The sequence below is a fragment of the Bradyrhizobium sp. 172 genome (genome assembly GCF_023101065.1).
Lineage (GTDB): Bacteria > Pseudomonadota > Alphaproteobacteria > Rhizobiales > Xanthobacteraceae > Bradyrhizobium > Bradyrhizobium canariense_D.
In genome coordinates this window covers 21,977-47,630 of sequence record NZ_CP064701.1, presented here as the reverse complement: position 1 = coordinate 47,630, position 25,654 = coordinate 21,977, and the positions used below count along the sequence as shown (strand labels likewise).

At 63.7% G+C, this 25,654-nt stretch carries 25 protein-coding genes, 1 tRNA gene and 1 pseudogene; 16 read left to right on the top strand and 11 right to left on the bottom strand.

All coding sequences use genetic code 11. From position 1 onward, the window contains the following. Positions 1 to 70 precede the first annotated feature (70 nt). Together ggt and IVB07_RS00225 are read left to right on the top strand one after the other, a co-directional pair. Positions 71 to 1,822: a gamma-glutamyltransferase gene (ggt, locus tag IVB07_RS00230; RefSeq protein WP_018459686.1), complete on the top strand. Its 1,752-nt coding sequence runs from the start codon at positions 71 to 73 to the stop codon at positions 1,820 to 1,822. Positions 1,823 to 1,933: 111 nt separating this feature from the next. Next, positions 1,934 to 3,229, top strand: coding sequence for an MFS transporter (locus IVB07_RS00225; RefSeq protein WP_018459685.1), 1,296 nt, complete (start codon positions 1,934 to 1,936; stop codon positions 3,227 to 3,229). A gap of 10 nt (positions 3,230 to 3,239) precedes the next feature. Here the strand turns inward: IVB07_RS00225 and IVB07_RS00220 are convergent, their stop codons facing one another. Continuing rightward, a complete protein-coding gene (locus IVB07_RS00220; protein ID WP_018459684.1) occupies positions 3,240 to 3,905 on the bottom strand; it encodes a glutathione S-transferase in 666 nt (221 codons plus the stop codon). Positions 3,906 to 4,056: 151 nt separating this feature from the next. Between IVB07_RS00220 and IVB07_RS00215 the strand changes: the two genes are divergently transcribed. The 4 genes and pseudogenes from IVB07_RS00215 to panE all read left to right on the top strand — a co-directional run bounded on the left by IVB07_RS00215 (position 4,057) and on the right by panE (position 7,902). Beyond that, positions 4,057 to 4,653, top strand: coding sequence for a DUF2239 family protein (locus tag IVB07_RS00215; RefSeq protein ID WP_018459683.1), 597 nt, complete (start codon positions 4,057 to 4,059; stop codon positions 4,651 to 4,653). Positions 4,654 to 4,739: 86 nt separating this feature from the next. After that, positions 4,740 to 6,088, top strand: a pseudogene (locus IVB07_RS00210) (MATE family efflux transporter). An 89-nt stretch (positions 6,089 to 6,177) separates the two neighbouring features. After that, positions 6,178 to 6,792 (top strand): 2-hydroxychromene-2-carboxylate isomerase, encoded by a 615-nt coding sequence (locus tag IVB07_RS00205; protein ID WP_018459681.1) that lies wholly within the window; start codon positions 6,178 to 6,180, stop codon positions 6,790 to 6,792. Positions 6,793 to 6,978: 186 nt separating this feature from the next. Further along, a complete protein-coding gene (gene panE / locus IVB07_RS00200; RefSeq protein WP_018459680.1) occupies positions 6,979 to 7,902 on the top strand; it encodes a 2-dehydropantoate 2-reductase in 924 nt (307 codons plus the stop codon). A 12-nt stretch (positions 7,903 to 7,914) separates the two neighbouring features. On the opposite strand, the gene IVB07_RS00195 is transcribed toward panE, so the two are convergent. From IVB07_RS00195 to IVB07_RS00180, 4 genes are all read right to left on the bottom strand, one after another. Continuing rightward, entirely contained in the window at positions 7,915 to 8,508 is a 594-nt protein-coding gene (locus IVB07_RS00195; RefSeq protein WP_018459679.1) for a c-type cytochrome, read from the bottom strand. A 216-nt stretch (positions 8,509 to 8,724) separates the two neighbouring features. Then, positions 8,725 to 10,005 (bottom strand): PQQ-dependent sugar dehydrogenase, encoded by a 1,281-nt coding sequence (locus IVB07_RS00190; RefSeq protein ID WP_085349220.1) that lies wholly within the window; start codon positions 10,003 to 10,005, stop codon positions 8,725 to 8,727. Positions 10,006 to 10,383: 378 nt separating this feature from the next. Continuing rightward, positions 10,384 to 11,370, bottom strand: a complete 987-nt coding sequence (locus IVB07_RS00185; protein ID WP_018459677.1) for an NAD(P)-dependent oxidoreductase — start codon at positions 11,368 to 11,370, stop codon at positions 10,384 to 10,386. Between the two features lie 75 nt (positions 11,371 to 11,445). Further along, a tRNA-Gly gene (locus IVB07_RS00180) sits at positions 11,446 to 11,520 on the bottom strand. Positions 11,521 to 11,796: 276 nt separating this feature from the next. On the opposite strand from IVB07_RS00180, the gene trxA reads away from it, so the two are divergent. After that, positions 11,797 to 12,720: a thioredoxin gene (gene trxA / locus IVB07_RS00175; protein ID WP_007598659.1), complete on the top strand. Its 924-nt coding sequence runs from the start codon at positions 11,797 to 11,799 to the stop codon at positions 12,718 to 12,720. 31 nt (positions 12,721 to 12,751) lie between these two features. Then, positions 12,752 to 13,429 carry an LON peptidase substrate-binding domain-containing protein gene (locus IVB07_RS00170; protein WP_018459676.1) on the top strand — a complete coding sequence of 226 codons (678 nt, stop codon included), beginning with the start codon at positions 12,752 to 12,754 and terminating at the stop codon, positions 13,427 to 13,429. 12 nt (positions 13,430 to 13,441) lie between these two features. On the opposite strand, the gene IVB07_RS00165 is transcribed toward IVB07_RS00170, so the two are convergent. The 4 genes from IVB07_RS00165 to IVB07_RS00150 all read right to left on the bottom strand — a co-directional run bounded on the left by IVB07_RS00165 (position 13,442) and on the right by IVB07_RS00150 (position 17,726). Further along, positions 13,442 to 15,943 carry an EAL domain-containing protein gene (locus IVB07_RS00165; RefSeq protein ID WP_018459675.1) on the bottom strand — a complete coding sequence of 834 codons (2,502 nt, stop codon included), beginning with the start codon at positions 15,941 to 15,943 and terminating at the stop codon, positions 13,442 to 13,444. Between the two features lie 291 nt (positions 15,944 to 16,234). Further along, on the bottom strand, positions 16,235 to 16,828 hold the full coding sequence (locus IVB07_RS00160; protein WP_018459674.1) for a cytochrome b/b6 domain-containing protein: 594 nt from the start codon (positions 16,826 to 16,828) through the stop codon (positions 16,235 to 16,237). Between the two features lie 47 nt (positions 16,829 to 16,875). After that, the gene (locus IVB07_RS00155; RefSeq protein ID WP_007598654.1) at positions 16,876 to 17,154 is read right to left on the bottom strand and encodes a PepSY domain-containing protein; all 279 of its coding nucleotides are present in this window, start codon (positions 17,152 to 17,154) and stop codon (positions 16,876 to 16,878) included. A gap of 221 nt (positions 17,155 to 17,375) precedes the next feature. Further along, positions 17,376 to 17,726, bottom strand: coding sequence for a hypothetical protein (locus IVB07_RS00150; RefSeq protein ID WP_018459672.1), 351 nt, complete (start codon positions 17,724 to 17,726; stop codon positions 17,376 to 17,378). A gap of 106 nt (positions 17,727 to 17,832) precedes the next feature. Between IVB07_RS00150 and IVB07_RS00145 the strand changes: the two genes are divergently transcribed. Next, positions 17,833 to 18,363 (top strand): TetR/AcrR family transcriptional regulator, encoded by a 531-nt coding sequence (locus tag IVB07_RS00145; protein ID WP_018459671.1) that lies wholly within the window; start codon positions 17,833 to 17,835, stop codon positions 18,361 to 18,363. A gap of 61 nt (positions 18,364 to 18,424) precedes the next feature. Continuing rightward, complete coding sequence (locus tag IVB07_RS00140; protein WP_018459670.1) at positions 18,425 to 18,622, top strand: Trm112 family protein; 198 nt, start codon at positions 18,425 to 18,427, stop codon at positions 18,620 to 18,622. 118 nt (positions 18,623 to 18,740) lie between these two features. Here the strand turns inward: IVB07_RS00140 and IVB07_RS00135 are convergent, their stop codons facing one another. Beyond that, positions 18,741 to 19,961, bottom strand: a complete 1,221-nt coding sequence (locus IVB07_RS00135; protein WP_018459669.1) for a ubiquinone biosynthesis hydroxylase — start codon at positions 19,959 to 19,961, stop codon at positions 18,741 to 18,743. A gap of 139 nt (positions 19,962 to 20,100) precedes the next feature. Here IVB07_RS00135 and tesB point away from each other — a divergent pair, with 139 nt between their 5' ends. After that, positions 20,101 to 20,964 (top strand): acyl-CoA thioesterase II, encoded by an 864-nt coding sequence (gene tesB / locus IVB07_RS00130; RefSeq protein WP_018459668.1) that lies wholly within the window; start codon positions 20,101 to 20,103, stop codon positions 20,962 to 20,964. A gap of 40 nt (positions 20,965 to 21,004) precedes the next feature. Here the strand turns inward: tesB and IVB07_RS00125 are convergent, their stop codons facing one another. After that, positions 21,005 to 21,895, bottom strand: coding sequence for a DUF4339 domain-containing protein (locus tag IVB07_RS00125; RefSeq protein ID WP_018459667.1), 891 nt, complete (start codon positions 21,893 to 21,895; stop codon positions 21,005 to 21,007). Positions 21,896 to 22,133: 238 nt separating this feature from the next. Between IVB07_RS00125 and IVB07_RS00120 the strand changes: the two genes are divergently transcribed. The 5 genes from IVB07_RS00120 to IVB07_RS00100 all read left to right on the top strand — a co-directional run bounded on the left by IVB07_RS00120 (position 22,134) and on the right by IVB07_RS00100 (position 25,271). After that, positions 22,134 to 22,472 (top strand): P-II family nitrogen regulator, encoded by a 339-nt coding sequence (locus tag IVB07_RS00120; RefSeq protein ID WP_007598647.1) that lies wholly within the window; start codon positions 22,134 to 22,136, stop codon positions 22,470 to 22,472. A 125-nt stretch (positions 22,473 to 22,597) separates the two neighbouring features. After that, a complete protein-coding gene (locus IVB07_RS00115; protein WP_018459666.1) occupies positions 22,598 to 23,899 on the top strand; it encodes an ammonium transporter in 1,302 nt (433 codons plus the stop codon). 41 nt (positions 23,900 to 23,940) lie between these two features. Continuing rightward, positions 23,941 to 24,255, top strand: a complete 315-nt coding sequence (locus tag IVB07_RS00110) for a metalloregulator ArsR/SmtB family transcription factor (protein WP_018459665.1) — start codon at positions 23,941 to 23,943, stop codon at positions 24,253 to 24,255. Further along, positions 24,252 to 24,626 carry an SRPBCC domain-containing protein gene (locus tag IVB07_RS00105; RefSeq protein ID WP_018459664.1) on the top strand — a complete coding sequence of 125 codons (375 nt, stop codon included), beginning with the start codon at positions 24,252 to 24,254 and terminating at the stop codon, positions 24,624 to 24,626. The genes IVB07_RS00110 and IVB07_RS00105 overlap by 4 nt, the downstream gene beginning before the upstream one ends. 42 nt (positions 24,627 to 24,668) lie before the next feature. Beyond that, complete coding sequence (locus tag IVB07_RS00100) at positions 24,669 to 25,271, top strand: ATP-dependent Clp protease proteolytic subunit (RefSeq protein ID WP_018459663.1); 603 nt, start codon at positions 24,669 to 24,671, stop codon at positions 25,269 to 25,271. Positions 25,272 to 25,654 lie beyond the last annotated feature (383 nt).

The following is a 25,654-nucleotide window of genomic DNA, read 5'->3' as shown; positions in this document are numbered from 1 at the left end:
CTCTGTCGGGGCAAACCGTATAGCATTGCAGCGCTGCATGTGAACTGCCCATGGCCATTGCGGAAGTTTGATGATGTCGTCTTTTTCGACACGGCGGACATTTTTCGCCTTCCTTGCCACTCTGGCGTTCGGACTTCCGACCGCGACCGCGCAGGATGCGCGGCGGGCCTATGTGCCGCCCGCGCTCGACACCGTGCACGCCGTTCCCGCCGAACACGGCATGGTAGTAGCGCAGGAGAAAATCTCCGCGCAGGTCGGCGCCGATATCCTGCGGCGCGGCGGCAATGCCGTCGATGCCGCGGTCGCGACCGGCTTTGCGATGGCCGTGACCTATCCGCGGGCCGGCAATATCGGCGGCGGCGGCTTCATGGTGATTCATTCCACCGAGCGCAACGAAGACATCACGATCGATTATCGCGAGACCGCGCCGGCTGCGACCACGCCGCAGATTTTCCTCGGCGCCGACGGCAAGCCCGATGCGGCGAAGTCGCGGGATTCTGCGCTCGGCGTCGGCGTGCCCGGCACCGTCGCGGGTCTTGCGCTCGCCCTGGAAAAATGTGGCTCGGGCCGGTTCACGCTGGCGCAACTGCTCGAGCCCGCGATCGTGCTCGCCCGCGACGGCTTCCTCGTCGGCGACGACATTGCCGACACGCTGCCGGGCTGGCACAAGCGGCTGGTGCGCTGGCCCTCCTCGGCCCGGATATTCTCGCGGCCTGATGGCACGCCGCTCAGCCAAGGCGACAGGCTGGTGCAGAGCGATCTCGCCGAAACGCTGTCGACTGTCGCCGTACAGGGCCCGCGCGGTTTTTATGAAGGGCCGGTCGCGGAAAAACTCGCCAAGGCCGTGACTGATGCGGGCGGCATCATGACGCCAGCGGATTTGAAATCCTATCAAGCGGTGATCCGCGCGCCGGTGCGCGGCACCTATCGCGGCTATGACATCGTGTCGATGCCGCTGCCGTCGTCGGGCGGCGTGGTGCTGGTGGAGACGCTCAATATTCTCGAAGGTTTTCAGCTCGCCGATCTGAAGCAGGGATCGCCGGCCTCGCTGCATCTGTTGATCGAGGCCATGAAGCGCGCCTATGCGGACCGGGCGCGCTATCTCGGCGATCCCGCCTTCGTCAACGCGCCGATCGGGACGCTCACCGGCAAGGACTATGCGGCCAAGCTGCGGGCAACCATCTCCGCGGATCGCGCCACGCCGTCGGAACAGCTCGTTTCCACTGCGACCTCACCGCATGAGGGCAGCAACACCACGCATTTTTCCGTCGTCGACGGCAGCGGCAACGCGGTCAGCAACACCTATACGCTGAACTTCAGCTACGGCGTCGGCCTCGTCGCCGACGGCACCGGCGTGCTGCTCAACAACGAGCTCGACGATTTCACCGCAGCGGTCGGCGCTTCCAATGCCTACGGCCTCGTCGGCTTCGAGGCCAATTTGCCCGGGCCGGGCAAGCGGCCGCTGTCCTCGATGTCGCCGACCATCGTCCTGAAGGGCGGCAAGCCGGTGCTGGTGACGGGCTCGCCGGGCGGCAGCCGCATCATCTCGGCCGTGCTCCAGGTGATCGTCAACGTCCTCGATTACAAGATGGACGTCGCGGCTGCCGTGGCCGCGCCGCGGCTGCATCACCAATGGTTGCCCGACGAGGTCCGGGTCGAGAGCGGCTTTCCCGATGATGTGCTGCTCGAGCTGAAGGCGATGGATCATCTCATCGTCACGCCGATGGGGCAGACATCGGCGAATTCGATCGCGGTGACCGCCAACGGGCCGCTCGGCGCGCCCGATCCACGCACCCGGGGCGCGGAAGCAGCGGGGCAGTAACTCTGTACTTGCATGGCGCGAAGGCCGGCGGCCGGCTTGCGCGCGCCCCCGCGCGTGCTACCACCGCCAGGCCAGAGAAACTGCCAAAGAAAACACTGTCGGGAATCGCGCATGACCACCGTTGATCCGAACCAGCGCATCGAACGCGCCGAGATCGAGGACACCAGCCTTCTTGCCTTCTATCGCGACATGAACGCGCCGGAGCGGCGGACGTTCTGGGCGTGCGCCGCAGGCTGGGCGCTCGACGGCATGGACTTCATGATCTATCCGCTGGTGATCGGCACCATCATCGCGCTGTGGAAGGTCGATGCGGGGTCGGCCGGGCTCGCCGGCACCGTGACGCTGCTGGCCTCCGCGATCGGCGGCTGGCTCGGCGGCTATCTCTCCGACCATATCGGCCGGGTCAGAACGCTCCAGATCACCATCATCTGGTTCTCGTTCTTCTCGCTGGTCTGCGCGGTCGTGCAGAATTTCGAACAGCTCCTGATCGCACGCGCGGTGCTGGGCCTCGGCTTCGGCGGGGAGTGGGCGGCGGGCGCCGTGCTGATGGGTGAAGCGATCCGGCCGCAATATCGCGGGCGTGCAGTCGGCTCGGTGCAGTCGGGCTGGGCCGTCGGCTGGGGCCTCGCGGTGCTGTCGCAGGCGATCCTGTTCTCGGCTTTGCCGGCGGAGACAGCGTGGCGCTGGATGTTCGTGATCGGCGCGTTGCCCGCGCTGCTGGTGTTCTACATCCGCCGCTCGGTGACCGAGCCGGAGATCGCGGCTGAGGCCCGCGCCAAGCAGGCCGCGAGCGGCAATCGCCCGGCGCTCTGGGAGATTTTCTCGGGCCCGATCCTGAAGACCACGATCCTGGCGTCGCTGATGGCCACGGGCTGCCAGGGCGGTTATTACGCCGTCACCTTCTGGGTGCCGCAGTTCTTGACCAAGGAGCGGCATCTGTCGATCGTCGGCTCGACCGGCTATCTCTCGACGCTGATCATCGGCTCCTTCATCGGCTATCTCACCGGCGCGTGGCTCGCCGACCGGATCGGACGGCGCAATCTCTTTCTGACCTTCTCGATCGGCGCGATAGCGGTTGTGCTGCTCTACACGCAGCTGCCGCTCACCAACGAGGTCCTGTGGGTGCTCGGCTTCCCGCTCGGCTTTTTCGCCTCGGGCTATTTCTCCGGCGTCGGCGCGTTCCTGACCGAGCTTTATCCAACGCGACTGCGCGGCTCGGGCCAGGGCTTTTGCTACAATTTCGGCCGCGGCATCGGCGCGCTGTTTCCGTTCCTGGTCGGAGCGCTATCGGCGACGACGTCGCTTGCGAATGCGATCGCCATCTTCGCGGTGGTGGCTTACGCGCTGTTCTTCATCGCCGCCTTCGCGCTCCCGGAGACGCGCGGGCGCGTGCTGCACGCGGACTGATGAAAGCTAACTATCGACCGACCTGATACGGCCCGCCCTTTTCGAGGGCGCGGCTGTACGCCGGCCGTGCATGAATGCGCTCCAGGAACGCCATCGCGTTGGGATGGCCGAGCTCCAGCCCGCCGCGCGCCTGGGCTGCCTCAAGCGGAAAGCTCATCTGAATGTCGGCGGCGGTGAACTCGTTGCCGGCGAACCACTCGCTCTTGCCGAGCTCGCCTTCCCAATAGTCCATGTGCTGCTTCAGCTGCGGATTGACCAGCGCAGTAAGCGCCTGGTTCGAGACCTTGCGCACCAGCGGGCGGAGCAACGCCGGCGCGCGCTTCGGCATCAGCGTGAACAGCAGCTTGAGCAGCAGCGGCTGCATCGCCGAGCCTTCCGCATAGTGCAGCCAGTAGGTGAAGCGCAGCCGCTCCGGCGTGTTCGGCGGCGGGACCAGCCGGCCGTTGCCATAGGTGGCGATGAGATATTCGATGATCGCGCCGGATTCGGCGATGGTGTTGCCGTTGTCCGTGATAACGGGCGACTTGCCGAGTGGATGGATGGCGCGGAGCTCCTTCGGCGCGCGCATGTCCGGCTGGCGCTGATAGCGCACGATCTCGTAAGGCACGCCCAACTCTTCGAGCAGCCACAGCACGCGCTGCGAGCGGGAATTGTTGAGGTGATGAACGGTCAGCATCGCGTGGTCCCCGGGGCTAGGCATGGTTCGATCGGCCGCGCGTTCGTGCCAGCCCGGGAACGCAATGTCGAGCCATCCGGTCGAGTATTTTAACCCGGGTATATTGACCTTAGCAATTTACCCGGGTATTAAAGCTGCCATCGCGACCAATATGGCAATGATTCCAATGCAGAAGACTTTCACCGCTTTCCAAGGGCATCGCCGTCTGGTCTCCGGGCCAGCAGGAGAGGTCGCGCTGGTCATCAAGAGGATGACGGAGCGGCCGGACGAGCCCATCATCATCTTCGAGGACGCCACGGGCAGATCGATCGACTTCGATCTGCGCGGCGGAGACCGGGAGGTGCTGGCGCGGCTGGCGAAGCTTGTGCCGCCCCCGGTTGAGGACACCGCATCGCCGAGCGAGCCGCGCGGTCGCGGCCGGCCGAAGCTCGGCGTGGTCGCGCGCGAGGTGACGCTGCTGCCGCGGCACTGGGAGTGGCTCAGCGCGCAAGCAGGCGGCGCCTCGGTCGCACTACGGAAACTTGTCGAAGAGGCGCGGCGTGCCAGCGGCGACAAGGACCGCGAGCGGCAGGCGCGCGATGCGGCCTATCACTTCATGTCGACCATGGCCGGCAATCTGCCGCAGTTCGAGGAAGCATCGCGCGCGCTGTTTGCGGATGATCGGCGGCGTTTCACCGGACTGATCGCAGATTGGCCCGCCGACATCCGCGACCACATTGTCAAGCTCGCCTACAGCGACCGCGCTTAGGTGCGCGCCTTCTCACAACCCCATCGACGGCCAGGCCACGCGCATTGCGCGTGGCGACGGTTTCGCAGGCCCTGAAAGGCCAATCCATGTCCGCAGCCAAGCCGCTCTGGAAAAGTTTTCTGCGCTTCCTCGCGCCGTTGATGCTGAGCAACGCGCTGCAATCACTGTTCGGCACCGTCAGCAACGTCTATCTCGGCCAGATGATCGGGATCGACGCGCTTGCATCGGTCTCGGTGTTCTTTCCGGTGATGTTCTTCCTTTTCGCCTTCGTCATGGGGCTGAGCACCGGCGCCACGGTGCTGATCGGCCAGGCCTATGGTGCGGGCGAGCAGGGCCGGATCAAGCTCATCGTCGGCACGACGCTCGCAATCGGCCTGCTGCTCTCGATTGCAATTGCACTGATCGGCGGCATCTTCAGCCGGCAATTGATGATGATGCTCGCAACGCCCGCAGACATTCTCGACAGGCTAGCGCCTATGCCCGCATCATGCTGCTCACCATGCCGCTCGGCTTCGTCTTCCTGCTGATGACGGCGATGATCCGCGGCGTCGGTGACGCGCTGACGCCTTTGCTGGCGCTGGCCTTGTCGACCGCGATCGGCTTGATCCTGACGCCGATGCTGATCCGCGGGTCGTTCGGATTGCCGGCGGCCGGCATCACCAGCCCGGCCTGGGCGGCAGCGATCGCCAACGCGCTGACGCTGGTCGCGCTGGCGGCCTATCTGCTGCGGAGAAAACATGCCTTGGCACCGGACGCTGCACTGCTGCGCCATCTGCGGCTCAATCGTGTGGTGCTGGGACAGATCCTCGGCATTGGACTGCCGAGCGCGATCGGCATGGTGGTGATGGCGATCGCCGAGCTGGTGCTGCTCGGCCTCGTCAACGGCTTCGGCTCGAACGCCACCGCAGCCTATGGCGCGGTCAACCAGGTGATGGGCTACACGCAGTTCACGGCGATGTCGATTTCGATAGCAGTCTCCATCCTCGGCGCCCAAGCGGTCGGCCGCGGCGACAGAGCGGGGCTCGACGGCATCGTGCGCACCGGACTTGCGTTCAACATCGTCCTGACGGGCGGACTGGTGGCGCTGATCTATCTCGCGCCGCGCGCCGTGCTCGGCATCTTCATCACTGATGACACCGTGCTCGAGCTGGCGAAGAGCTTGCTCAACATCGCACTGTGGAGCTCGGTGCCGTTCGGCCTGGCGACGGTATTTTCCGGCGCGATGCGCGCTGCCGGCGTGGCACTGACGCCAATGCTGCTCGCGGTCTTCGCCATTATGGCGATCGAGCTGCCATCCGCAGTGATCCTGAGCCGCACGATTGGCCTTCAGGGTGTGTGGGCCGCCTATCCGATCGTGTTCTGCGCCATGTTCCTTTTGCAGATGGGCTATTACCTTCTGGTGTGGCGCAAGCGGACGATCCGGCGCCTGACCTGACCAAATCATCAAGAGATTATGACCGTCATTAAACGGTAGACCCGCGGCGCGCGCTGCGCCACAATGCGAAAAAAGCGACGTCAGGGAGCATGATTTTGACCCGCACAGCCCCGCAATTCCTGTTCGATTTCGGCAGTCCGAACGCCTATCTCAGCCATCTCGCGATCCCCGCCATCGAGCAGCGCATCGGCGTCAAATTCGAATATGTGCCGATCCTGCTCGGCGGCATCTTCAAATCGACCAACAACAAGTCCCCCGCCGAGACGCTTGCCGGCATCAAGAACAAGCGCGAATTCCACGCGGTCGAGACCGAGCGCTTCGTCAAGCGCTTCCAGGTGCAGCCCTATGTCATGAATCCGTTCTTCCCCGTCAACACGCTGAACCTGATGCGCGCAGCGATCGCGGCGCAGCTCGAGGGCGTGTTCGAAGCATATGTCGAAGCCGCCTTCCATCACATGTGGGGCGAGCCGAAGAAGATGGACGATCCGGAAATCGCCGCGAAGGCGCTGGCGTCCTCCGGCCTCGACGCGCAAAAGCTGTTCGCTCGCGCCGGGGAACCGGAGGTGAAGGGCAGACTGATCAAGAACACCGAGGAAGCTGTCGCGCGGGGCGCGTTCGGCTCGCCGACCTTCTTCGTCGGCAACGAGATGTTCTTCGGCAAGGAGCAGTTGCGCGAGGTCGAGGAGATGGTGTCGGGGAAGTGATTTTCTCGAAGCAGGGAAACCGAACAATGTCCTCGACGTCATCTTGGCGAAAGCCAGGACCCATAACCACCGGATCGCGTTTGGCGATAGGCGGGGGCTCCGACTTGTCCGACAAGAGGCAGTCGGGGTAATGGGTCCTGGCTTTCGCCAAGACGACGAAAAAGAACCAACAACAAGGACAATCCCATGCGTATCCTCGTGGTCGGCGCTGGCGCCATCGGCGGCTATTTTGGTGGCAGGCTGTTGCAGGCCGGCCGCGACGTCACCTTCCTGGTCCGGCCGCGGCGCGCCAGCGAGCTCGCGAGCGCCGGCCTCGTCATCAAAAGCCCGAACGGCGACGTGACCTTGAAAAATCCGCCGACCATTCAGGCCGACGCGCTCAAGGACAAGTTCGACGTCGTGCTGCTGAGCTGCAAGGCCTTCGACCTCGACGACGCCATCAAGTCGTTCGCGGCAGCAGTCGGGCCCAATACGGCGATCATCCCGATGCTCAACGGCATGAAGCATCTCGATATCCTCGACGACAAGTTCGGCAAGGAGCGCGTGCTCGGGGGCCTCTGCGCCATCGCCGCGACGCTCAACGAGAAGCGCGAGGTGGTGCAGCTCCAGCCGATGCAGTCGATCAATTACGGCGAGCGCGACGGCGAGCTGTCGGATCGCGTCAAGGCGATCGACGAGGCCTTCAAGAGCGGCATCGCTGGGGCCACCGCCAGCCAGAACATCATGCAAGACATGTGGGAAAAGTGGGTGTTCCTGTCCTCGCTGGCCGCGTCCACCAGCCTGATGCGCACCTCCGTCGGCAATATTCTCGCCGCTCCCGGCGGCAGGGATTTCCTGCTCGGCATGCTGGACGAGACCAGCGCGATCGCCACCGCGTCGGGCTACACGCCGGGCGGGCCGTTCTTCGAGCGCGTGAAGGGCAACCTCACCACCGAGGGTTCACCGATGACGGCCTCGATGTTCCGCGACGTCAAGGCGGGCCTGCCGGTCGAGGCCGATCACGTCATCGGCGACCTCATCGCTCGCGCCGATGCCGCCAAGGTGCCGGTGCCGAAGCTGCGCATCGCCTACACGCATTTGAAAGCGTATGAGAAGCAGCGGGTGGGGTAGCCGCAGCTTCCGCTATTTGAAATACGCGAGATAGTGCGAGACGGCGGTGATTTCCTCATCGCTCATGTGATAGGCGACATCGGCCATCGCAGCGCCACCGCCGCCGACGCGCTGGCTGCTCTTGTAGTCGTGCAGCGCCTTGACCAGGTATTCCTCGCGCTGGCCCGCCAGCCGCGCGACGGCCTTGGTGCCGGCAAAGCTATCCGTATGACATGAGGCGCAGCGGCGGCCGGCGGCAACTTGGGCGCCCTTTTTCGACAGGTCCGGATCCTTGTCCTCCGCCGCTGTGGGCGGCGTCAGCGCGGCGAAATAGGCGCCGAGATTGCGGACGTCCTCGTTGGTGATTTCCTCGGCGATGGGTTGCATCTGGTCGTTCTTGCGCGAGCCGGCGCGGAAAAACACGAGCTGCCATTGCAGAAATTGATCGGGCTGGCCCGCGAGCGAAGGAATGTTCTCGGTCTGCGAGATGCCGTTCTCGCCGTGACAGCCGGCGCAGACGGCGGCCTTCTCCTTGATCGCGGCATTGTCGGCGGCGCTCGTGGGGAGAGAACCGAGCGCGAGGAGCGCGACCGCGCTGATTGCGTGCGAGATGAACTGCCGGCGCATGATTGGAATTCCGATCTATCGAACGCGTCATTCCGGGGCGAAGAAGCGCGAGCTATGATGCGCAATGACGCATCTGAGAATTCGATAACCCGCGTTCGTGGCCAAGGGTTCCGGACTTGCGCGCAAGCGGTGCGCGATCGGAAACGACAGCGTGCGAAATTGAAATGAGAAAGGCTGCGGCGCCCTCTCGGCACCGCAGCCTCGCGTCGTCTTACGCTACTTCTTGCTGTAGCTGATGCGGTAGATCGCGCCGGCCCAGTCGTCGGCGACCAGGATCGAGCCGTCCTTGGCGAGAATGATGTCGTCGGGACGGCCGAGATAGCCTTGGTCGCCCTCGATCCAGCCGGAGGCGAACACCTCCTGCTTGGCGTTCTTGCCGTCGGGACCGACGATCACGCGCATGATGCGGCCGCCCTGGTACTTGTGACGATTCCAGGAGCCGTGCTCGGCGATCAAGATGTTGTTCTTGTACTCGGCCGGGAATTGGTCGCCGGTATAGAACTTCATGCCCAGCGGAGCGACGTGAGCGCCGAGGTTCAGCACGGGCGGCGTGAACTCGGAGCATTTGTGGCCCATCGCGAACTTGGTATCCGGCAGATCACCCTGGTGACAGTAGGGATAACCGAAGTGCTCGCCGATCTTGCTGATCATGTTCAGCTTGTCTGAGGGCAGATCGTCGCTGATCCAGTCGCGGGCATTCTCGGTGAACCAGAACTTGCCGGTGCGCGGATCGACGTCGCCCCCGACCGAGTTGCGAACGCCGAGCGCATAGATTTCCGCATTGCCGGTCTTGGGATCGACCCGGCGGATCTGCGACACGCTGGTCGGGGGAATGCCGATGTTGAAGGGCGGTCCGAACGGAATGTAGAACCAGCCTTCCTTGTCGACCGCGATGTATTTCCAGCCATGCGCGGCATAGGACGGCATGTCGTCATAGACGACCTTGCCCTCGCCGGGATTGTCGAGCTTGTTTTCGATGTCGTCGTAGCGGATCAGCTTGTCGACCGCGATGACGTAGAGGGCACCGTCCTTGACGGCCAGACCCGTGGGCATGTTCAGGCCCTTGAGGATCGTCTTGACCTCTTTCTTTCCGTTGTTGTCCTTAATCGCATAGACGTTGCCGAGGCCGAATGAGCCGACGAACAGCGTGCCCTTGTCACCCCAGGCCATCTGCCGCGCGGCCAGCACGCCGGAGGCGTAGACCTCCATCTTGAAGCCCGGCGGCAGCTTGACCTTCTTGACGATATTGGCGAGCTCGGCGTCGGACGCGCCGGTGGGCGGACCCGACGGCGGCGCCAGGCCCTTCTGCGCCTCGGTCTCGTCGCCGAGAAACCAGTCGTCCGGCGGATGGGTCCAGAACTCCTTGGTGCCGGATTCGTATTTCTTCAGCGGCTTGTTCTTGTCCTGCTGCTGCGCGTGACCGACGCTTGTCCCCGCGAGAAGGGCAACCGCTGCAAGCGCCAGGACGGATTGAAAGACGGATCGATGGAATTTCATCGCGTCACTCCCCTAAGGCAGCCATCAGGGCTGCACATTTATTTTAATTTGCTATCGAGAGGCGAAGTTCGGACTCTGTCGAGAGGACAGACGCAGAAGGTTAGCACATCTGCGAGCGGTGAGAAGCGCGCCGCGTGCGCTGCGATAGCGCTCAGTAAAAATTGAGACGGAAAGGCAATGATCGCGAATGCCGCGACGACAACGCTCTCGCTGCAGCGCAGAATCGAGATCATGCGCGGCTAATTTGCAGGCAGCAGGAGGTCTGGAACAAAAAAACGCGAAAACAACCCCATGCAAAGTAGAACGGCTCCGGCCATCTTGCTGCCGGTGACTCCGGGTAGACATCTGACGAATCGAGCGAATTAGCAAAGGTGGCGGCTACGGGGCGACGGGGTAAGGACCATCGTCGAAAATCGTCTCATGATAGCCTTTCGACCCGACATCGCGCGCCAGCGTGCTGCGAAAATCGCGGTCATCGCGAAGGCATTTCAGGACATGCGCAAAGTCGAATTCGGGCCGCCAGCCGAGTTCGTGCCGCGCGCGCTCGTTGACATAGACGCGGTCAATCGCGGGGAACAGCCGCCAGTCTCGCGCCGCATAGAGCTCCGCACAATCCGGACAGAGCTCGTGCACCACACCGGCCGCGTCGCGCGCCAGTGCGGCGAGATGGCGCTGCTCGAACGGGCTCGTGGCCGACAGGATGTAGCGGGCAAACCCGATGTCCGGCGCGCGCTCGGCGGCGAGCAGATGGGCGCTCACCGCGTCCGCGATATCCAGCCGGCGATAGAGCAGCTCGTTGGCCTGCGCATTCTCCGGCGCGTAAGCCGACCGCATCGCCGGATCGTCATCGTCTTCCAGGAAGAAGCGCGAGGTCCTCAAGACCACGACAGGCAGGCCGCGCTCGCGACAGAACAGCTCGCAGAGATTTTCGGCCATCAGCTTGGTCGTGCCGTAGATGTTCTTCGGAATCGGCGGCAGGTCCTCGGTGACCCACACCGCGGCTTGGCCCGCCTCGGGGCGAAGCTGCGAGCCAAACGCGCTGGTGGTACTGGTGAAGACAAAACTGCGCACGCCGGCGGCCACGGCCGCTTCAAGCAGGTTGAGCGTGCCGGTGACGTTGGTGTCGACAAAGTCTTGCTTGCTGTGGGTCGCCACATGCGGCTTGTGCAGGGTCGCGGTGTGGATCACCGCGGTGACGCCGTCCATCTGGGCCCGGACGAAGTCGGAATCGACGATCGAGCCCACGGCATCGGTGAAGGGCGATGGCTTCAGGTCGATCCCACGCACAGACGAATCGCGCCCGCGGAGCGTGCGGAGAAGACCCTCGCCGAGATGGCCCGCGCTGCCTGTGACCAGAATTGTCATTCGAGACCCAAACGGCCGCCAGAGGCGTGGAAAACCACGTGCCCATCCGGCTCACTGGATGCTTTGGGAGAAAATTGGAGCGGGCGAAGGGGCTCGAACCCTCGACCCCGACCTTGGCAAGGTCGTGCTCTACCACTGAGCTACACCCGCATCCTGTGTCGGTCGCATGACTGCGCCGGCAACGGCTGTCGTATGCCAAAAGCGGGAGGGGAATGCAACAGCTACCGGCGGCATAGATGCGCAATCGGAGGCCCGATATGGACCCGAACGCGGCCAAATGCCCCAAAAAAGGCTCCGGAACCGGCGAATCGGCCCACACGGATTGAAATTCGGCCGTCCCGGCCCAATTTAGGGCCAACAGCGAAGCATATGAATTGGCGACGTGCTAAAGACCCGCCAATTCCAGACATCAGACGAGGGGATCCCGTGACGATCATCGACCAGGGTAACGGAGCAGCGGGCCCGGCTGCCGCCGATCTGATCAAGGACACGACTACCCAGACCTTCGTGAAGGACGTCATCGAGGAATCGAAGCGCCAGCCGGTGCTGATCGACTTCTGGGCGGAGTGGTGTGGCCCCTGCAAGCAGCTCACGCCCTTGCTGGAAAAAGCGGTCAAGGCCGCCAAGGGCAAGGTCAAGCTGGTCAAGATGAACATCGACCAGCACCCGGCGATCCCGGGCCAGATGGGCATCCAGTCGATTCCGGCGGTGATCGCCTTCGTCAACGGCCAGCCGGCCGACGGCTTCATGGGTGCGGTCCCGGAGAGCCAGCTCAACGCCTTCATCGAGAAGCTGACCAAGGGCGTGACCGCGCCGGGTGAGCCGAATATCGCGGAGATCCTCCAGGAAGCCGAGGCCGTGCTCGCAGAGGGCGATGCCGCCGCGGCCGCCCAGATCTACGCGGAGGTGTTGCAGCTCGAATCGACCAACATTGCGGCCCTCGCCGGGCTCGCGAAATGCTACGCCGTCTCCGGCGCGATGGAGCAGGCCAAGCAGACGCTCGCCATGGTCCCGGAATCCAAGCGCAACGACCCGGCTGTGAAAGCCGTGCAGACCGCGATCGATCTGGCCGAGCAGGCGGAACAGCTCGGGCCCGTCGCCGAGCTGGAACAGAAAGTCGCCGCAAACCCGCTCGATCATCAGGCCCGATTCGACCTCGCGATCGCGCTCAACGCGCAAGGCAACCGGGCAGCGGCCACCGAGCAGCTGCTCGCGATCGTCAAGCGCGACCGCAAATGGAACGACGACGGCGCCCGCAAGCAGCTGGTACAGTTCTTCGAGGCCTGGGGCGGCACGGACGATGCAACCGTCGAGGGACGCAAGCGCTTGTCGATCATCCTGTTTTCCTGACGCGCGCTGGCAAGGCCAGGGGACCCGGCAGATGCCGATCAACATCGAATATCGCGGGCCGGCCGACCTTCCGGAGATCCTTCCGGTGTTTCCGCTGCCGGGCGCGCTGCTGCTGCCGCGCGGGCAGATGCCGCTCAACATCTTCGAGCCGCGCTACCTCGCGATGATCGACGATGCCTTTCGCGACGGCCATCGCTTGATCGGCATGATCCAGCCCGACATCGCGCATTCGCCCAAGAATTCCGACAAGCCGGCGCTGTTCCGTGTCGGCTGTGTCGGCCGCATCACCCAGCTCGCGGAATCCGGCGACGGCCGCTACATCCTCGAGCTCACCGGTGTCTCGCGCTTCAAGGTCGTCGAGGAGCTTGAGGTTCTCACCGCCTACCGGCAGTGCAAGGTGGATTTCTTTGCCTTCGTCGACGACTTCACGCCGCGCATGGGCGAGGAGGAGGTCGATCGCGAAGCACTGCTGACGGTGCTGGCGGACTTTCTGAAGGCCAACAACCTCAAGGTTGACTGGGAGGGCGTCGAGACCGCTCCCAACGAAGCACTCGTCAACGCGCTGGCGATGATGTCGCCCTATGGCGTGGCCGAGAAGCAGGCGATGCTGGAAGCGCCCGACCTGAAGACCCGCGCCGAAATTTTGATCGCGGTGACCGAGATGGACCTCGCGAAGAAGCGCACCAGCGGCGATCCGCCGCTGCAGTGAGGGTAGGAATGCTCATGCAGCGTGGTAGGCCGCTTCGGCACCTCGCCGCAGCATGCTGGTGATGCTGGATGCAGGCATCGGCCGGCTGAAATAGTAGCCTTGTGTTTCGACGCAGCCTTCCTCACGGAGGATGTCCAGCTGCTCTTTCGTTTCGACGCCTTCGGCGGTCGTTATCTTGCCGAGGCTGACAGCAAAACGAACCACTGCCCGCGCAAGATGGTGCGCCTCTGCGCTCGGGCTGGATAGTTCGCTGACGAAACTGCGGTCGATCTTGATTTTGTCGAACGGGAATCTCTGCAGAAAGCTCAGAGACGAATAGCCGGTGCCGAAATCGTCCAGGGCAACTCGCACGCCAAGCTCGCGCAATTGTCCGAGCACCGCGAAAGCAGCCTCGCTATCGTGCATGATCACCGTCTCGGTGACCTCGAGCTCGAGCCTGTGTGGCGCCACTCCCGAACTCGCCAGCGCGCCGACAATGACAGCAACGAGTTCCTTGCTCCTGAATTGAGCGGGAGATAGGTTGATAGCGATCCTGACATGCGCAGGCCAATTGGCGGCTTCCGCACAGGCGGTCCGCAAGACCCATTCTCCCAGCGGCACGATAAGGCCTGTCTCCTCCGCAAGCGGGATGAATTCGCTCGGCGTGACCAGTCCTCGCTGTGGGTGATGCCAGCGGAGCAGGGCCTCGAAGCCGCGGGTCTCGCCGGTAGCGGCGCTGACGAACGGCTGATAGTGGAGCTCGAACTGACGATCGGCAAGGGCATCCCGCATATCGTGCTCCAGGTTGCGTCGCGCGTGCATGAGCTCGTCGAGTTCCGGCTCGAAGAAGCGGTATGCGCCACGTCCGCCACTTTTGGCGGAGTAGAGGGCGAGATCCGCGCTCTTCATGATCACGTCGGAATCGCTGCCATCGCGCGGCGCGATGGCGATTCCGATGCTGGTGCCGACCGTGACCCGGTGATCGCCGAGATCGAAGGGCTCGCAAAGCGCCCTTCCGATGCTCTCGGCCAGGCCGGCAGCCTCCACGGCTGGATTGGTGACGTAATCGATCACTGCGAACTCGTCGCCGCCCAGTCGAGCGATCAACGCGGTTTCGGTGGTGCATTCGCGCAGGCGCGCGGCGACGGCGCGGAGCAGGGAATCCCCCGCCGGATGTCCAAGCGTGTCGTTGACTTCCTTGAAGCGGTCGAGGTCGAGCATGAGCACGGCCAAGTCGACGCCACCGTTGCGAGTAACTGCGATGGCATGCTCCATCCGCTCCCTGAGCAGCACGCGGTTGGGCAGATCGGTCAACGCGTCATGTTGCGCCATATGAGTGATTTTGGCCTCAGACCGGCGCTGCTCGGTCACATCGAGATGTGTGGCAACCCATCCGCCACCGGCCATTGGCTGCCGCGTCACGCAGATCAACCGACCGTCGGCAAACTCGTCGATCCTGCTTGAGACCGCATCGAACGGCAGCGCGGCCAGCTTCGAGATGAATTGCTCGGCAGCCCCCTCGCTGAGATCGCCCTTGAGGATTCCGTTCACGATGCGATGCCTGATGATGTCGGTGTGCGACGTCCCCGTCCGCAGCAGTTCCGGCGGCAGCCGATAGAGTCGGGCGTAGCGCTCGTTGCAGACGACAAGCCGCTTCTTGGCGTCAAACATGCAAAGGCCCTCAACCATGTGGTTGATCGCGGTGTCCAGCCTGAGCGTCTGATCCTGCAACTCTCTCTGCGAGCCTTCGAGCTGCTGCCGGGCGATCGAAAGCTGGCTGATGATCTCCTCGAATTTGCTGGTTCTACTTGCCAGGCGGCGGTCGGCGAGTACGCCGATCAGGCTCATCCCAAGTACAGATAGTGCCACGCCGGCGATGGCAAGAGCGAGGAAAGTCGGCGAAAGCGACAGACTGTCGGTTGAACGCGTCGGATCTGGAACGATCTGCACGGCACCCATCGCCGTGAAGTGATGCGAGACGATAGCAAGGGTCAGCAGGACTGCCGCCAACAGTGCGCCCCAGGAGTTCTTGTACCTGACTGCAACAACGAGGGCGGCACAGCCGAGGCACATGCCCAGAATGACCGAGGCAAACACCAGATCCAGCGACCAGGTGACGCGGCCCGGCACTTCAAGTGCCCACATTCCGAGATAGTGCATGCTGGCGATGCCGCCGCCAATGACGACACCGCCTGCCGCGGCGCGCCACCGGCCGGAATAGCCGGCCGCAATGCCGAAGCCGCCCGACGTCAACAGCATTGCCGTAGCAAGCGAAAGCGCCGTCAGTACGATGCCGTAACCGGTCGTAACGCCGGGTTCGTAGGCGAGCATCGCGACGAAATGCGTTGCCCAGATCCCATATCCGATGGCAGCGCCGGCAATCCCGATCCAGATCAACCGCGTTCTTGCGGGCGCCACGATCGCACGATGAAAGATACTGACCGCGACGCTACTCGCGAGCAAGCAGACCAGACCGGCGAGCAGGACAAGCCGCCAATCGTGCTCGACGGCAAGGCAAGCGAAAACCCGAAACATCCCAGCCGCTCCATCGTGGATATTGCCGATAGTGTCCGTGCTAATCCGCCTTCGCGTTAATTTTGTGCAACGCCTGATTGCATGCTTATTGGTTGCTTAACGTGGTCAGTGCAATTTGAAATCTGGCGGGCGCCCGCGCAGGACAATGCGCGCCACCGGTCGTAGAGCCAACCGAGAGCACTCTGGAACCGGCAGCGAGGCCTGGAGCGGAGGAAGGCGACACCGATTGGCGGGGGAGGAGACGCGCCGAACCGAAGCTTCGGTTCTGACACAATCAGAACCAATAGTGCTCTAGAGGTGATGACGGATGCGCTTACGTCCAGTGATCATCGCGCTGATCAGATTCTCGCGCTGAAGACGCCCCATCATCAGCACGCCCAAGACGTGCAGCACGATCAGGACGATGACCGCGTCGGATGAATAATGGTGAGTGTCCTCGACCCACCAGACACCGAAAAAGGTCACGGTCACCGACATCGCGCCCGTGATCGTCGAGACCGCCAGCGAGACCAGCAGCGCCACCAGCATCAACGTGCCGGCTGGATTGAGACCGATATAGCGGCCGGTGATGCCGCGGCGCAGATTCCAGAGATAACCCGGCGCGGCCCGAAGCCTGACGCCGACCATGCGAAAGCGCGAATAGCGGCTTCCCCAAAAACCCCAGACCAGACGGAACGCAAGAAGGCCGAGTACGGCATAACCGACGATGCGGTGAAGTCGGTCATAGACGGTCGGCGTGAACCACGCGGCCAGAACGCAAGCCGCGAGCGCCCAGTGCCAGAGCCGCAGCGGGAGGTCCCAGACCGCGACTGTCCGCGCGGCGGTTCGATCCGCGGGGGTCCGGTCGGACCCCCCGCGAGCGTGCGGCACCGTTTCTTCGATCAAGCGAGGACCACCCTCAGGCGTAGCATTGCGCAGACACTTCGCGCGGTCTACTTCGCAATCGTGTGCTTCAGGCTGAGATCTTCTGGGCTGTAGAACAGCTCGTAAAGCTTGCCTTCCTTGACGCCGTAGACCTCGTAGCACGAGCCTTCGATCTTGGAGCGCCGCACCTCGTAGCCGAGCGCCTTGGCCTTGGCTTCGGCGTCGCTCGCCGGCTTCCACGACGCCTTGTCGAGCTTGGTGCAGTCCTTGAAACCATCGGCCAAGGCTGCCGATCCCATGCCAATCCCGATCGTCAATGCAACGGCAACAACACGAATAACCTTCACGAACGTCTCCTCTTCTGTCGTGGGCGCTGCGCCGGCAGGCGAAGCGGGACCGAAGGAAGCAAAGCACATGATGAAGTCAATGCGGTTCGCGGCCAGTTCGCTTTAGAGTTATTCTAACGATCCGAAAAAGTTCAGCGCTCTCCGTATGCAGCGCGCATTTGAGACGACACTGCGGCCTTACGTCTCACGGTTTGACAGCAGGCTGATCCCGACGCGCAAGCTCAGTAGCCAGCAACCGCCATGACGACGACGGCGGTGAGCGCCATCCATCCAAAATGCCGGCCGCTTGTGGCCCATGCGTTGGCGAGAGCGGAGAAGCCGAACACACCGGCCATGGTGACGACGATCCAGTGACGCGCTGGCTCCGATTGCATCCAGGGCGCCGCGATCAGGAGCACACCGCCGCCGATCCAGGCGACGGTCGAGGCCTGCCAGACCAGGCGGATCAGGGTGCGGAGCCGCTCCGGCTCGATGCGGGCGCGGGCAAAGACCTTGGTCTCGCCGAGAATGCCATGAATGAGGGCCACGGCAATGGTCAAGACCCCGGCGCACTGGAGCAAGAGATCACGCATCGTCAAAGCTCCCTGCAAATATGGTCCATACAGTTATGTATGGTGGGATAGGCGCTGGCCTGCCGGCTGTCAATACACTAGTGTATGTTTGCATCCGGAACCCGACATGGCCGAACAGCTGACCGCCGACGACTGGATCAAACAGGGACTGAAGGCGCTCGCGCGAGACGGCTTCACCGCGCTGAAGGCCGATCCGCTGGCAAAAGCCATGGGGGTCTCGCGCGGCAGCTTCTATTGGCATTTCGCCGATCTCGGCGCATTCCATGCTGCTCTCTTGAAGCGCTGGCGCGAGATCGCGGCCGAGCAGATCATCGCCGATGTCGAGGCGGACAGCGACGAGCCGCTGAAAGCGCTGCTGCGCAGGACTTTTGGCGCGCGGCTCGACCTCGAGCGCGCGGTGCGGAACTGGGCGGCCTTCGATGCGGCGGCACAAACGGCGGTGCGTGCCATCGACCGGCGCAGGCTCGACTATATCGAGGAGCTGCTGAGGAAGCGCGGGTTCGAGGCGGCGACAGCGCGAGCCCGCGCGCAAATCCTGTACTGGACGTTTCTCGGCTTCGCCCTGTCGGGCCCGCCAGCGCCGGCCGCGCGGCTTGAGGGCCTGCTCGACGAGATTCTGCGGATGGTTGCCGCTTGAGGCGACGCGATGGGCTGCTACGATTTTTTATGCTAGAGGCAACCGACCGTCGGAGACCCCCATGAACGCGCCCACCGAACGCCCCGAAGCCAGCGTCGATCCCAAATTGCTGGAGATTCTGGTCTGCCCGCTGACCAAGGGTCCGCTGGAGTTCGATGCTGCAAAGCAGGAGCTGATTTCGCGCAGCGCCAAGCTCGCCTATCCGATCCGCGATGGCATCCCGATCATGCTGCCGGAAGAGGCCCGCAAGATCGATTGAGGGACTTGTGGCCCGATGAGAGACTTGTAGCCCGGATGGAGCGCAGCGAAATCCGGGGTTCCTCGTATGACGCAGCGGCCCCGGAATACGCTGCGCTCCATCCGGGCTACCGAAAATCCTACAGCGCCTCGCCCTTCAACAGCCGCGGTATCTCACCGGTCAAACCCGCGGCTTGGCGGATAAAAAGATTCTTCAGCGGCGGGGCGCGATCGACGAGGCCGAGGCCGATGTCGCGGACGGTGCGCAGCAAGGTGGACTGGTTGGAGAACAGGAAGTTCAGCGAGTTGGTGGCAACGCCCATGGCCATGGTGTCGAAGCGGCGCCAGCGCTGATAACGTTCGAGCACGTCGACGCCGCCGATATCCATGCCGAGCCGCGCGGCATCGACCACGACCTCGGCCAGCGCGGCGACGTCCTTCAGCCCCATGTTGAGACCCTGGCCCGCGATTGGGTGGATGACGTGGGCGGAATCGCCGACCAGCGCGAGGCGCTGGGCAATGAAGGAGCGTGCGACGAAATAGGACAGCGGAAACGCGCGCGGCTTGTCGAGCGCCTTCACCTCGCCGAGATGCAGGCCGAAGCGCTGCTCGAGCTCGCCGTGAAATTCCCCATCGCTCAACGCAACGATACGCGCGGCTTCGCTGCGGCGCTCGGTCCATACCAGCGAGGAGCGCTTGCCCGAAAGCGGCAGGATAGCAAACGGACCCGCCGGCAGAAAATGCTCTTCGGCGCGGCCTTCGTGATCGCGCTCATGGCCGACAGTGACGACGATGCCGGATTGATCATATTCCCAGCCGTGGGTGGCGATGCCGGCGCGCTCGCGCAGTTTCGACTTCGCACCGTCGGCCGCAACCAGGAGGCTCGCTGCAATCACGCTGCCATCACCGAGCGTCACGTCGATACCTTCGGCCCGCGCGTCGTAAGACGACACTGTGGTCGCGCGGAGATCGATGCCCTCGGCCTCGGCGCGCACCACCAGCGCATCAATGAGGCGGCGGTTCTCGACCATATGCGCGAAGGGCTCACCCGGCGCGACGTCGCCGGCAAAGTTGAGGAACGCCGGACGGGTGGCGTCTTCCAGCTTGGAATCGGTGACAATCATGTCGAGGATCGGCTGCGCCTCGCCCCTGACGTCGTCCCAGGCGCCGATCGCCTCGAACAGGCGGCGGCAGGCGGCCACGATCGCGGTCGCGCGCGGGTCCCGGCTCGGACGTGTGGAGAGCGCGGGGTCGGCGACGATGACGGGGATCTCGGGGCCGAGCCCCTGGCGCAGCGCCAGGGCCAGCGCCAGGCCCGCAAACGCGCCGCCACCGATGACAATGCTACCCTGTACCGACATACCCAATTCCCGGCTAAATCCTGGCCTTGCTAGCAGACTTGAGGTGGGCGAAACAGTGCGGTGAAACAAGGGCGGATAGCCCCCATTGTGTCGATCCGGAGCAGCGAACCCCGGGGCGGCAAGGCGAAAGCTGAAATCCATGTCCAAGAGCCTGATCGACCTCATCTCGATCCTCGACCTCGAACAACTCGAGGTGAATCTGTTCCGCGGCAACAGTCCGAAGACCAGCTGGCAGCGGGTGTTCGGCGGCCAGGTGATCGGACAGGCGATGGTTGCAGCGTGCCGCACCGTCGAGGGCAGGCTGCCGCATTCGCTGCATTGCTATTTCATCCTGCCGGGCGATCCGCAGATCCCGATCATCTATCAGGTCGAGCGCCTGCGCGACGGCAAGAGCTACTCGACGCGACGCGTCACCGCGATCCAGCATGGCAACGCGATCTTCTCGATCATGGTGTCGTTCCACGCGGAGGAAGAGAGCGCGTTCGATCATCAGGACAAGATGCCCGACGTGCCGCCGCCGGAAAAGCTGACGGCGGAGGAAGTCGCGAAGCAGCCGATGTTCAAGGAGATGCCGGAGTTCATCCGCCGCTATTATGAATCCGACCGTCCGATCGAGCTGCGCCCGGTCGAGCTCGGCCGTTATTTCGGTGAGAGGATCGAGGACGGCCGCATCCATGTCTGGATCAAGACCGCGGCAACGCTGCCGGACGATCCGGCGCTGCACATGTGCGCGCTGGCCTATGCGTCGGACTTCTCGCTGCTCGATGCGATTATGGCGCGCTACGGCCGCACCCTGTTCGACAAGCGCATGATGCCCGCGAGCCTCGACCACGCGATGTGGTTTCACCGCCCGTTCCGCGCCGACGAATGGCTGCTCTACGCACAGGATTCGCCGAGCGCGCGAAGCGGCCGCGGCTTGACCCGCGGCTCGATCTTCAAGCCTGACGGCACGCTGGTGGCCTCCGTCGCGCAGGAAGGCTCGGTGCGCGAACGGAGAGCCTAAGAGGCACAAGCACGATCGATCGCGCTTGTGCCTTTCGAGGTCAGGCCCGGAGCGATCCCCGCGGAGCCAGAACCGTCTCCGACGCGAACCAGTTCATGATCCAGCGATAGACCCACGGGATCGGGATGATGAAGCCGCACAGGAATGCGGCCACGATGCCCCGCCAGAGAATCCCGAGACCGCTGCCGTTGAACACGATCTCGCGCCGCGTGCCTTCGATGCTGCGGCAGAACCAGCGCATCTGAGCCGCGGCGACCCAGGCCCAGCCGATGATGGTGATGATGGAAATCGCGAACAGCAGGCTCCAGCCGACATAGGCCCAAACCGTGCCGGTGAAGCTCAGGCCGAGCGGCTGCCCATTGGAGGCGAGATTCGCGACCATCCATTTGATCAGGAGCCAGTACAGAACGAGCTGGGCGATGAACAGCAAATTGCTCAGCAAGGGAACGCCGATGTAGCCGATCACGACCGCCAGAACGATGAAGCCGAAATACCAGGGCACCAGCGCCATCGCATTGCCGGTGAAGCTGAGATTGGGCCGCCCGGGGACCTTCACGCAGGACACGATCCATTTCGTGTACCAGACGAACACCCACGGCACCGGGATGATGAAGCACATGCCGATCAGCATCACGATGCTGCGCCAGGTGAACTCGAGGATGCCGAAATCGACCGCCAGCGATCCTCCGGCGCCACCGCCGCCGTAGCCCCCGGAGCCCATCATCGGCGGGCCGCCAGCCGGCATCATCGGGGGCGCACCGCCCCCGCCGATCAGGCCGGGGATTTCGGCCGCCTTCTGCCAGCCGGCCATGCCGTCCGACCACACCAGCGTATCCGGACGCACGACTCCCTGGGCGACGAGGTCACGGAATTGCCCTTCCGGATAGGGCCCCTGCTGCTTGCCCTCGGATGCGTAGAACCAACTCGCCATGAAGCGTCCCCCTCGAACATAGTTTTGTACCGGCCGCGACGCTTGGGTTCATCGCATCCATGCCAAAAACGCATTGTGGAGGATGAACGGCTGCCCTGTACAGAGGCGGCCGTTCACATGGCCCAACGATTTTCCGCTTCAATCTGCAAGTTTTTTATGCCATTTGCCCGGAAAGATGCCAGATTGACGCTGCGCCGGGGACATACGGCGCGGCGCATCCCGGGGAATAGGCCTGACCATGAAACTCGTCGTCGCGATCATCAAACCCTTCAAGCTCGATGAGGTCCGTCAGGCCCTGACGGCGATCGGCGTCCACGGCATGACCGTGACCGAAGTGAAGGGCTATGGCCGCCAAAAGGGCCACACCGAGATCTATCGCGGCGCCGAATATGTCGTGAATTTCCTGCCGAAGCTGCGGATCGAGATCGCGGTTGCCTCCGATATCGCCGAGAAGGCCGTCGCGGTCATCACCGCGACCGCGCGCACCGGCCAGATCGGCGACGGCAAGATCTTCGTCACGCCGATCGATCACGCGACCCGCATTCGCACCGGCGAGACCGACAGCGACGCGCTCTAGATTTTTGCTTTGACGCGTTTTCTTTTCGCGAACCGGTAACCGCTTCGCTCGACAACGCTCTTCTTCGATCGCACCGGGCAACGGCGCCACGGCGTGCGACACAATCAATAGCTGGGGGAAACGACATGGCGGGATTGTTGCGCCGCGCGGCTGCTATCGCCGCGCCGATCGGGCTTGGGTCGATCATGGCTTCGCCGGCGCGTGCCGCGGGCTCCGAGATCAACACTGCCGACACCGCCTGGATGATCGTCGCCACCGCGCTGGTGCTGATGATGACGATCCCGGGGCTCGCGCTGTTCTATTCCGGCATGGTGCGCAAGAAGAACGTCCTCGCCACCATGGCGCAGAGCCTCGCCGCAGTGACGATCATCTCCATTCTCTGGGTCGCGTTCGGCTATTCGTTGTGCTTCGTCGGCGACGGCCCGTGGATCGGCACGCTCGACCGCTGGTTTCTCTCCGGTATGACCATGGACAGCGTCAACCCGGCGGCGAAGACGATCCCGGAAGCGCTGTTCATGCTGTACCAGATGACGTTTGCGATCATCACGGTGGCGCTGGTCGCGGGCGCGGTGGCCGACCGGATGCGGTTCTCCGCTTATCTCCTCTTTTCCGTGGCCTGGTTCATCTTCGTCTACATTCCACTCGCGCATTGGGTGTGGGGCGGCGGCTTCCTCGCCGGAATGGGCGTGCTGGATTTCGCCGGCGGCCTCGTGGTGCATCTGTCGGCCGGCACCGCCGGCCTCGTCGCGGCGAAGGTGATGGGACGCCGTCATGGCTACGGCACGGAAAATCTCTCGCCATTCGATCTGTCGCTCGCGGTGATGGGCACCGGCCTGTTGTGGGTCGGCTGGTTCGGCTTCAACGGCGGCTCGGCGGGCGCAGCCAATTCTCGCGCGGTGATGGCGATCATCGCGACCCATCTCGCAGCCTGCTCCGGCGCGCTGACCTGGGGCGCGATCGAATGGTCGACGCGGCGCAAGCCGTCCGTGCTCGGCATGATCTCCGGCGCGGTGGCCGGCCTCGGCACCATCACGCCGGCCTCGGGATTCGTGGCGCCCTGGCACGGCATCGTCATCGGCGTGATCGCAGGCCTCGTCTGCTACTGGGCCTGCACCTGGCTGAAGCACCGCTTCGACTATGACGATTCGCTCGACGTGTTCGGCGTCCACGGCATCGGCGGGATGACCGGGACCCTGCTGGCCGGCGTGTTCGCAACGAGCGCGATCGGCGGCACCGCCGGCCTGCTCGAAGGCCATCCGCAGCAGCTTCTTATCCAGCTCTACGGGGTCGCCGTCACCTTCGTCTGGTCGGCAGGCATGAGCTTCGTCCTGCTCAAGCTGGTCGGTCTGTTCGTGCCGTTGCGGGTCTCCCGCGAGCACGAACTCGAGGGGCTGGATATTTCGCAGCACGGCGAGGCGCTGCAGTAATTGGGCTTGCGCAACACATAAGCGTATGCTTATGTGTCGCCATGATCGAAGCCGACATCTTCAAAGCGCTGGCCGACCCGACCCGCCGCAAGGTCTTTGAGAAGCTTGCCGGCGGAAGCCTGAATGCCAGCGCCTTGCGCGACGGATTGGAGATCAGCCAACCGGCGATGTCGCAGCATCTCGCGGTGCTGCGCGGCGCGGGCCTGGTGCGCGAACAGCGGCAGGGCCGCTTTGTGAATTACGAAGTCGATCCCGAAGGAATCTCCGCGATCGGGGCCTGGCTTGCGCGCTACCGCGCCTATTGGCCGAAACGCATGGATGCCCTCGCCGATCTCTTGAAGGAGATGGATCAATGAGCGACGCCGTGAAGCCTGATCCCTCCGACGCAGACTTGGCGCTCAAAACAGACCTGGTGCTCGAATATGAATTCGATGCGCCGCCGGCCAAGGTCTGGCGCGCGGTGACCATTCCGGCTTTGCGCGAGCGCTGGTTGCCGGATTGCGATCTTGCGGGCGCCGAGCCGGAATCAGCGATCCCGGGCCAGGAGGTGCGCTACCGGCTGCGCGATTCCGAACCGCCGTTTCGCGAAAGCCATGTCATCTTCCGGATCGAGCCGAACGAGGATGGCGGCACCCGCTTTCGCATCATCCAGCAAGCCTGCGAGATCCGTATGAAGCTGCCGCAGCCGGCCAACAGCAATGGCTGCCTGATGCGCGCGGCCGCCTGACACCAACACCACTTCATCACCCGCAGAAAATGGAGGTCGCCGATGCGCGACATGCTTCAGCTCGTCCCTATGGTCGTCGAACAATCCGCCCGCGGCGAGCGATCCTTCGACATCTATTCGCGCCTGTTGCGCGAGCGCATCATCTTCCTCAATGGCGAGGTCAATGATGCGATGTCCGGACTGGTCTGCGCGCAGCTCCTGTTTCTGGAGGCGGAGAATCCGAACAAGCCGATCAATCTCTACATCAATTCCTATGGCGGCGTGGTCACCAGCGGCCTTGCGATGTACGACACCATGCAATTCATCAAGGCGCCGGTGCATACGCTGTGCATGGGCACCGCGCGCTCGATGGGCTCGTTTCTGCTGATGGCCGGCGAGCCCGGTCACCGCGCCGCCCTGCCCAATGCGAGCCTTCACGTGCATCAGCCGCTCGGCGGCTTTCAGGGCCAGGCGTCCGACATCCTGATCCACGCCACCGAAATGCAGGAAACCAAGCGGCGCATCATCCGGCTCTATGCCCAGCATTGCGGGCGCCCCGAACCGGACGTGGAACGGACCTTGGACCGCGACCATTTCATGACCGCGCAGCAGGCGGTCGACTGGGGCCTGATCGACCGGGTCTTCGCGGAACGCAGCGCCGCCTGACGGTCCCTGCCGGGGACCCGTCCGGCAAGCCTCGCCCGCTCAAGCAGGTTGGCCGGTTGCGCGCATTCCGTGAGCACAAGTGCGACGGGCCCGATATTTCGCGGCACGACAAGCCCTGCAATAGGCGCGCGCCTTACGGAAATACCTTTCTGCTGCCCTACGTGTGAGCACCAATGTGTCGACAGCCTGTCGTGCCTGTATTTTAATCAGGCATGGTCAGGTATTGAGCGCGGCGTAATGGCGCACTGCACGGCACTACGCGTCAAACGCGAAAACACCCGTTTTCATAGTCCGTTAGGCAACACGCCCGATCTGGCACGGCATTTGATTCTAAGGGTCCTGGCTGTGCCCGCGTAGTGAACTTTCTCCCTCGTGGCGAACCA

Bases quoted from the DNA above. Each gene is read 5' to 3' on its own strand.
- ggt (WP_018459686.1), top strand. From the start codon at position 71: ATGATGTCGTCTTTTTCGACACGGCGGACATTTTTCGCCTTCCTTGCC.
- IVB07_RS00225 (WP_018459685.1), top strand. From the start codon at position 1,934: ATGACCACCGTTGATCCGAACCAGCGCATCGAACGCGCCGAGATCGAG.
- IVB07_RS00220 (WP_018459684.1), bottom strand. From the start codon at position 3,905: ATGCTGACCGTTCATCACCTCAACAATTCCCGCTCGCAGCGCGTGCTG.
- IVB07_RS00215 (WP_018459683.1), top strand. From the start codon at position 4,057: ATGGCAATGATTCCAATGCAGAAGACTTTCACCGCTTTCCAAGGGCAT.
- IVB07_RS00205 (WP_018459681.1), top strand. From the start codon at position 6,178: ATGATTTTGACCCGCACAGCCCCGCAATTCCTGTTCGATTTCGGCAGT.
- panE (WP_018459680.1), top strand. From the start codon at position 6,979: ATGCGTATCCTCGTGGTCGGCGCTGGCGCCATCGGCGGCTATTTTGGT.
- IVB07_RS00195 (WP_018459679.1), bottom strand. From the start codon at position 8,508: ATGCGCCGGCAGTTCATCTCGCACGCAATCAGCGCGGTCGCGCTCCTC.
- IVB07_RS00190 (WP_085349220.1), bottom strand. From the start codon at position 10,005: ATGAAATTCCATCGATCCGTCTTTCAATCCGTCCTGGCGCTTGCAGCG.
- IVB07_RS00185 (WP_018459677.1), bottom strand. From the start codon at position 11,370: ATGACAATTCTGGTCACAGGCAGCGCGGGCCATCTCGGCGAGGGTCTT.
- IVB07_RS00170 (WP_018459676.1), top strand. From the start codon at position 12,752: ATGCCGATCAACATCGAATATCGCGGGCCGGCCGACCTTCCGGAGATC.
- IVB07_RS00165 (WP_018459675.1), bottom strand. From the start codon at position 15,943: ATGTTTCGGGTTTTCGCTTGCCTTGCCGTCGAGCACGATTGGCGGCTT.
- IVB07_RS00150 (WP_018459672.1), bottom strand. From the start codon at position 17,726: ATGCGTGATCTCTTGCTCCAGTGCGCCGGGGTCTTGACCATTGCCGTG.
- IVB07_RS00145 (WP_018459671.1), top strand. From the start codon at position 17,833: ATGGCCGAACAGCTGACCGCCGACGACTGGATCAAACAGGGACTGAAG.
- IVB07_RS00140 (WP_018459670.1), top strand. From the start codon at position 18,425: ATGAACGCGCCCACCGAACGCCCCGAAGCCAGCGTCGATCCCAAATTG.
- IVB07_RS00135 (WP_018459669.1), bottom strand. From the start codon at position 19,961: ATGTCGGTACAGGGTAGCATTGTCATCGGTGGCGGCGCGTTTGCGGGC.
- tesB (WP_018459668.1), top strand. From the start codon at position 20,101: ATGTCCAAGAGCCTGATCGACCTCATCTCGATCCTCGACCTCGAACAA.
- IVB07_RS00125 (WP_018459667.1), bottom strand. From the start codon at position 21,895: ATGGCGAGTTGGTTCTACGCATCCGAGGGCAAGCAGCAGGGGCCCTAT.
- IVB07_RS00120 (WP_007598647.1), top strand. From the start codon at position 22,134: ATGAAACTCGTCGTCGCGATCATCAAACCCTTCAAGCTCGATGAGGTC.
- IVB07_RS00115 (WP_018459666.1), top strand. From the start codon at position 22,598: ATGGCGGGATTGTTGCGCCGCGCGGCTGCTATCGCCGCGCCGATCGGG.
- IVB07_RS00110 (WP_018459665.1), top strand. From the start codon at position 23,941: ATGATCGAAGCCGACATCTTCAAAGCGCTGGCCGACCCGACCCGCCGC.
- IVB07_RS00105 (WP_018459664.1), top strand. From the start codon at position 24,252: ATGAGCGACGCCGTGAAGCCTGATCCCTCCGACGCAGACTTGGCGCTC.
- IVB07_RS00100 (WP_018459663.1), top strand. From the start codon at position 24,669: ATGCGCGACATGCTTCAGCTCGTCCCTATGGTCGTCGAACAATCCGCC.